The organism is Shimia sp. (genome assembly GCF_039969785.1).
Classification (GTDB): Bacteria; Pseudomonadota; Alphaproteobacteria; order Rhodobacterales; family Rhodobacteraceae; genus Shimia.
On record NZ_JBDVNC010000035.1, the window covers coordinates 1 to 6,236 of the forward strand.

The 6,236-nt window shown below is 51.1% G+C and carries 10 protein-coding genes and 1 other annotated feature; of the genes, 3 read left to right on the forward strand and 7 right to left on the reverse strand.

Annotated elements, in window-relative coordinates; all coding sequences use genetic code 11:
- On the forward strand, positions 1–164 hold a 164-nt coding region (locus ABJI08_RS16335; RefSeq protein WP_348402923.1), incomplete at its 5' end, for a transposase.
- A gap of 4 nt (positions 165–168) precedes the next feature.
- Here the strand turns inward: ABJI08_RS16335 and ABJI08_RS16340 are convergent.
- The gene (locus ABJI08_RS16340) at positions 169–348 is read right to left on the reverse strand and encodes a hypothetical protein (protein ID WP_348402914.1); all 180 of its coding nucleotides are present in this window, start codon (positions 346–348) and stop codon (positions 169–171) included.
- A gap of 111 nt (positions 349–459) precedes the next feature.
- The gene (locus ABJI08_RS16345) at positions 460–651 is read right to left on the reverse strand and encodes a hypothetical protein (RefSeq protein WP_348402915.1); all 192 of its coding nucleotides are present in this window, start codon (positions 649–651) and stop codon (positions 460–462) included.
- A gap of 356 nt (positions 652–1,007) precedes the next feature.
- Here ABJI08_RS16345 and ABJI08_RS16350 point away from each other — a divergent pair, with 356 nt between their 5' ends.
- Positions 1,008–1,826 carry a lytic transglycosylase domain-containing protein gene (locus ABJI08_RS16350; RefSeq protein ID WP_348402916.1) on the forward strand — a complete coding sequence of 273 codons (819 nt, stop codon included), beginning with the start codon at positions 1,008–1,010 and terminating at the stop codon, positions 1,824–1,826.
- Between the two features lie 92 nt (positions 1,827–1,918).
- On the opposite strand, the gene ABJI08_RS16355 is transcribed toward ABJI08_RS16350, so the two are convergent.
- A complete protein-coding gene (locus tag ABJI08_RS16355; protein ID WP_348402917.1) occupies positions 1,919–2,548 on the reverse strand; it encodes a 3-oxoacid CoA-transferase subunit B in 630 nt (209 codons plus the stop codon).
- 314 nt (positions 2,549–2,862) lie between these two features.
- Between ABJI08_RS16355 and ABJI08_RS16360 the strand changes: the two genes are divergently transcribed.
- The gene (locus tag ABJI08_RS16360) at positions 2,863–3,735 is read left to right on the forward strand and encodes an endonuclease/exonuclease/phosphatase family protein (protein ID WP_348402918.1); all 873 of its coding nucleotides are present in this window, start codon (positions 2,863–2,865) and stop codon (positions 3,733–3,735) included.
- A 63-nt stretch (positions 3,736–3,798) separates the two neighbouring features.
- Here the strand turns inward: ABJI08_RS16360 and ABJI08_RS16365 are convergent, their stop codons facing one another.
- The 4 genes from ABJI08_RS16365 to ABJI08_RS16380 all read right to left on the reverse strand — a co-directional run.
- Positions 3,799–4,254, reverse strand: coding sequence for a GFA family protein (locus tag ABJI08_RS16365; protein WP_348402919.1), 456 nt, complete (start codon positions 4,252–4,254; stop codon positions 3,799–3,801).
- Positions 4,255–4,527: 273 nt separating this feature from the next.
- Positions 4,528–5,753 (reverse strand): IS3 family transposase gene (locus tag ABJI08_RS16370; RefSeq protein ID WP_348402920.1). Its coding sequence is split into 2 segments (ribosomal slippage): positions 4,528–5,465 and positions 5,465–5,753, totalling 1,227 coding nucleotides; the frame shifts between segments, so codons are not numbered across the junction.
- Positions 5,356–5,472, reverse strand: a sequence feature (AL1L pseudoknot). (Overlaps the previous gene by 117 nt.)
- A gap of 15 nt (positions 5,754–5,768) precedes the next feature.
- Positions 5,769–5,975, reverse strand: coding sequence for a hypothetical protein (locus tag ABJI08_RS16375; protein ID WP_348402921.1), 207 nt, complete (start codon positions 5,973–5,975; stop codon positions 5,769–5,771).
- A 16-nt stretch (positions 5,976–5,991) separates the two neighbouring features.
- On the reverse strand, positions 5,992–6,236 hold a 245-nt coding region (locus ABJI08_RS16380; RefSeq protein ID WP_348402922.1), incomplete at its 5' end, for a hypothetical protein.

The following is a 6,236-nucleotide window of genomic DNA, read 5'->3' on the forward strand; positions in this document are numbered from 1 at the left end:
CTCACAAAATACAAGCTGAATTCCCACATCTGAAAAAGCGCTACTGGGGGCGACACTTTTGGGGACGCGGGTATTTTTCAACCACCAACGGAGCCATCACCGAAAACATCGTACTTCAGTACTTAGAACAGCATATCCAAAATCCTACCGACGACAGTCGGTAGTCGTTTAGTTGGGATTTCTACTTTGCAAAAATGTATCGATGTCGGCCGTCGCAGCCAACGTTCCATCTTCCATTGCAAGCGCGATGGCAGCCGCCATGGCAACAAGACCTGCACAGAGTACGACCCAATCTACAGTCACCGCTCCGTCTTCGTCTTTGAAGTAAGTCGTAAATCGCTTGAACATTGCGCTACCTATTAAACGTGTATTTGGAACAGAAAAAGGCCGCGCCCGCATTCGGACGCGGCCTTTCTAAGGCGTCTGAGAATACTCAGAACCAAAACTGATAGATTAGCTTTATTCGCCGATGCTGCCAGGAGTTTGTTCGCCCAAGAAGGTCTCTGTTTGACCTGTCAAATCTGTCGCGCCACGTTCAATCGCTGCGTAAGCGGCAACGGCCAGGCCAACAACTGCGGCTGTAAGAACAACCCAGTCTACAGTTACAGCGCCGTCTTCGTCTTTGCGGAATTTGTTCAAGAATTTGTTCATTTGTAGTCCCTCCAGAGGAAATTTTAACAGTTACAGACAACCTTGTCAGGATAGTGGGCCGCTCTCTCAATGGCCCGTCTGACTTGGTATGCACATAATAAGCCTTAGGATTTGGGCCTAAGTTTGACAGCAAATGTGGTATTTCACTCTAAAATGTGAAAACTGTTAATAAATATCGTAACTATATGTTTTTGAATGATAAAAATATTAATAAATTGACTTTTACAACTATTTTCGATGCTTAGATGCATCAATTATGGCAAAACCGCCACGTTCTTTGCCCAAAGTTCTGGCGCCAGTTGCATTGATCTGCGAGGTTTCAGCGCAATAACGGTCAAAAGACCGGAGAGCAGGTCATGAAAAAAATCATTCTACCACTATTATGTAGTGTTGCACTGGGAGTCGTTGGCGCTGAGGCGAAGGATCCTCCTGCATTCAAGGACTTTTCAGCCAAGCGCGTAAAGCCACCGAAATCGGGATCGACAAACCGCATCACGATTCAGATCGAACCAAATCCGGAACCGGCACCGGACTTGAAGCGAACAACTCGTAAAGAACCCGATGCCTCTAAGCCGAAGCGACCGACCGGTGCGCGCTACGATTGGTTCTGGGATGAAATTTCCCCGGCAATGATTGATAGTGGGCCAGGACGCTTAGATCCGGCGCTGCGCGCTCTTGCCGTTGCTAAGGACCCAGTTCCAGTCCCACGTCTGGCCGACATGCAAAAGGTAGCCAGAGCACGTGGGGTGGACATTTTGAGAGCAACTGTCGGCACTAGGGTGTCGCCGGCATTGGCGCTTGCTGTCATGTGGACCGAAAGCCATGGGCGCGTTGATGTCGTCAGCGGGGCTGGCGCACAAGGTTTAATGCAGCTGATGCCTGCGACGGCCGAACGGTTTGGTGTGAAGGATGCATTCGAACCGGGCCAAAATATTAGCGGGGGGGTCAAGTACCTCGATTGGCTCATGCGCGAATTTGACGGTGACCCCATGATGGTCATTGCTGGATATAATGCCGGAGAAGGTGCCGTGAAAAAGCACCAAGGCGTTCCACCGTACAAAGAAACACGTGACTATGTACCTAAAGTGTTGGCGGCATACCAAATAGCGCGCGGGTTATGTCGGACCCCGCCTGAGCTTTTGACCGATGGATGTGTTTTTGTTGCGATGAATTAAGCTGCAAAGCTTGGTCGGAGACTTAAATACTATAATAGCAAGGCGAACGCGCGATAATGATACAGTGCGCGTTCGCAAGAGATGGGCGCAGTTTATGCGATGATTGTTGCCTCTGTTGCCGCCCGCAATTCGTCTTCAGTGACACCGTCTGCGGTTTCGACGATCTTTAGGCCGCCTTCAACGACGTCAAGAACCCCAAGATTGGTAATGATGCGGTCTACGACACTTTTACCGGTCAAGGGCAGGGTACATTCTTTTAACAGCTTGCTGTCGCCATGCTTGTTTGTGTGATCCATCACGACAACCACGCGTCCGACGCCCGCAACCAGATCCATCGCACCGCCCATACCCTTTACAAGCTTGCCGGGGATCATCCAGTTTGCCAGATCGCCATTTTCCGCAACTTCCATAGCGCCCAGAATGGCCATCGCGATTTTGCCGCCACGAATCATGCCAAAGCTTTGCGCGCTGTCAAAAAACGCAGTTTGGGGCAGTTCGGTGATGGTCTGCTTACCTGCGTTGATCAGGTCGGCATCTTCTTCACCTTCAATCGGGAAGGGGCCCATGCCAAGCATTCCATTTTCGGACTGAAGCGTGACTTCGACACCCTCTGGTATATAGTTCGAAACCAATGTCGGAATCCCGATACCAAGGTTAACGTACCATCCGTCCTGTAATTCCTGTCCCGCCCGTGCGGCCATCTGGTTGCGATCCCAAGGCATATGCGTGTGTTCCTGTGATTAGTCGAAAACCAAAGCGCCGGTCCGGCACTGCGGCACTTATAGTGCGTCTTGCAGTGCTGCGCGAGAGGCGAAGTGCATCAGAATGGCTTTCAAGCGATACTGTGATGATCCACTCACTTTAAGTGTCACAGACAGGTATTCGCTTACAGATCGCTGCAATAAGGTGCAGGTCCTCTTTACAAGTATGCTTATACAAGACTTAGCCGTCAATCGCTGGTATCTTTGAACAGCAGCGTTCGATACTGTCAGTGTTCGCAACTGAAACGCACAATTAGAAAGACTAGAACAGGTTGATGCGAAGCATATTGTTAGGATTGGCATGCATCGCCGGGCTTCTCGCAATCATCGGGTTTTTTGGCCATTTGCAAAGAAGCTTTGATACGGTTTCAATGGGGCGGCCTGTCTTTGGAATGTTATGTGTTATTGGTGTCGTTGTCGCCAAGCCTATCTGGTTCAGGCTGGTGTTTTCAACAGTTGCGGTCGCTTCACTTCTATCCGTGGCATACCCTTTCCTGCCACAAGATCCGGGCAGTGATCTTCGCGTGTATTCCAAAAACTTGTGGTTCGCGAACTCCGAAATTCCAGCCTTAGTCTCAGACATAGAGGCTTCGCGTGTCGACGCCGTGATGCTGCAAGAGGTTTCTGACGAGAATAGGGTCATCCTTGATTTGCTCAAACAGAGCTTTCCACATCAACACTTTTGCAGATTTTCGAACTGGAGCGGAATCGCCCTTTTATCGCGTCACCCATTTGAAAGTGCTCCGCATTGTTCAAATTGGCGCGCAGTGGCCGTCGCCCCCATTCGGGTCAAAAATGAACGGGTTTGGTTGGTTTCAGCACATATTCCTTGGCCATGGCCGCATGACAGTTCCAGCAATGAAACAGACGTTGAAAGAGTGCTCGCGGAATTAGACGGCCCTGTGGTCATAGCTGGTGATTTCAATATTATGCCTTGGTCAGGAAGAGTTGGTAGAATTGCGTCGATCACGAATACGCAACTTGCTGGTCCCGTTCGGCCAACATTAAAGTTTCGACATTTGCCGTTACCGCTTGATTTTGTTTTGGCTCCAGAAGGGGGATCGACGGAACTGCGCCCTTTGCTTGGTTCTGATCATGCTGGAATTCTTGCAAAACTGACGCTTTGGCCTCCTAAGGACAGCCAATAGGCGCAAATTGAAGAATGAAGGGACGGGGAACGTCTCGTCAGGCCACTTAGCGACGTATATTAGTCAGAGTTTGGCAAAATCATCCATAAGCGCCTGCAATTCGTCGAGAGATGTTGGGACTTGAGAGAAACTGTGAGTGGCCGGAACACTGGTCCAAGGCAATTTCTCGTCGGTCATCAACTCAACGAAGGGCTCGAAAGATGCGGCGTCCAGCAGCACGGATGTGCGCAAGTTAATGCGGTGTTCCGCTCCATCAATCTGGGAATAGACGAAGTTGAGGCAGGACTTGCAAAAGTAATGTGTTCGCCCGTTTGAACCGAGGCCGCCAGTGATTAGTTCGCCGGAGCAGTGAACGTCGTCGCTTGGAAACATCACGGACAGGGAAAACGCGCTTGAGCAAAGTTTCTGACAATCGCGGCAATGGCACGCGAAGGTCAAAAGGGGCGCTGCTGTCACTTTGACCTGTACTGAACCACATAGGCACGCGCCCTCAAAGGGTGGTTTGGGACGAATCGTCATTGCAAGTTCCTCTCATTCTTTTGGCAGTTAGGGATGGGCAGAGAACACAACAGTTCCGGCGGCTTTGGCCGCATCTGAGTATTGAGGCTGTGAGAGATTGCCTACGGTCCCATTTCGGATGGGGTCGAGGTCTTTGAACACTGACTTAACTGCCAATGTTCCTTACCATAACACATGTCGGCATCGGTGACACGTTTTCATTGCCCTGCGACCAGCGGTGTGTGGGAGAGGGTATGAACCACGCCGGGTTTGCCAGAGGCTAATTTGTCTTAGTTACGCGGCCATATCTGATCTTTCCATAGCGGCATAGAAGTGTGCCTCTGCTTCGGCTGGTGGGATGTTCCCGATTGGCTCCAGCAGACGGCGATTGTTGAACCAGTCGACCCATTCGAGGGTGGCATATTCGACGGCTTCAAAGCTGCGCCATGGCCCGCGCCTGTGAATGACTTCTGCTTTGAACAGCCCGTTGATCGTCTCGGCCAAGGCATTGTCATACGAGTCGCCGACGCTGCCGACCGATGGGGCAATTTTGGCTTCGGCCAGCCGTTCGGTGTACTTGATTGATAGGTATTGGGAGCCGCGATCCGAGTGATGCACCAGTTGATCTTGTGCTGGCCTGCGTTGATGGATGGCCTGGTCAAGTGCGTCCAGCACAAAGCCAGCGTTTGCGCTACGACTGGCACGCCAACCGACGATGCGCCGCGCAAAGACATCAATGACGAAGGCCACATACACGAACCCTTGCCAAGTCGCGACGTAGGTGAAGTCACTCACCCAGAGTACGTTTGGCGCGAGCGCATGAAATTGGCGGTTCACCCGATCTAATGGGCACGGCAGCGCCTTGTCAGGCACGGTTGTTCTTGGCTTCTTGCCACGAATGACGCCTTCGATGCCGATGTCTTTCATCAATCTGGCAACAGTGCAGCGTGCAATGTCAAAGCCTTCCCTGCGCATCTGGTGCCAAACTTTACGAACGCCATAGACCTTCAGATTCTCCTCAAAGACACGTTCGATCTCAGGCGTCAGTTCTTCATCACGTTTGGCGCGATCCGACAGGCGCGAAGGATCAGCCTGCTTGGTTAAATGGTCATAGAAAGTGGCTGGGGCAATCGGCAGAACCCTGCAAATCGGCTCGACCCCATGATCCGCGCGGTGATCGTTGATGAAGCGGATCATTTCTTGAACGGGCGGTCGAGCTCCGCCTGTGCAAAATACGCGGACGCTTTGCGCAGGATCTCATTGGCCTGCTTGAGCTCGCGCACTTCGCGTTCTAACGCCTTCATCTTCTCCGCTTGTTCGGTCGTGACGCCACCGCGTTGGCCAGTATCTACCTCGACTTTCTTTACCCACTCATTCAGCGTTTGTGGCGCACAGCCGATCTTCGCAGAAATTGAAAGGATCGCAGACCAGCGGCTGTCATGCTGCCCTTGATTGTCCAAAACCATCCGTACGGCACGTTCGCGCACTTCTGGGGAATATTTGTTCGTCGTTTTGTTCATGATGCTCCATCCTACTCATGAGTTGGAGCCTCCGGCAAACCCGGCGCGGTTCATTTCGCGTTCCACCTCATCACCGACCGCAAAATAGCATCTATGGATTTCGTGAGGATTGTCGCGCAGGGCGCTGCATTCTAAGAACCTATCTGCCACTATATCACTCCCATTCGACATCGCGAGTGTCGGAAGAAAAATCATCAGCAGAATGGATTTGAGGTTCAACATCGCAGCGTGTCCTTTTTCATAGAGCTAACGCGTCGCACAATTGAAAGCCCAGCTCAATCAACCACCAAAGAATACTGAAGAAGACTTCAGTGCTTTCTGCAGCATTCGGTAGTAAGGGCTTATTCTGTTGAAAAACTCCAATGTCGAGCATTTTGAGTAAATCTGGCAGAATAATATTCCGAATTGCAGGTTTTTCTTTGACATTTTGCGGCATGTTTAGGTGAGCGAAGAACAGTGTTCTGGTTTCAGAAAATTTGCAGT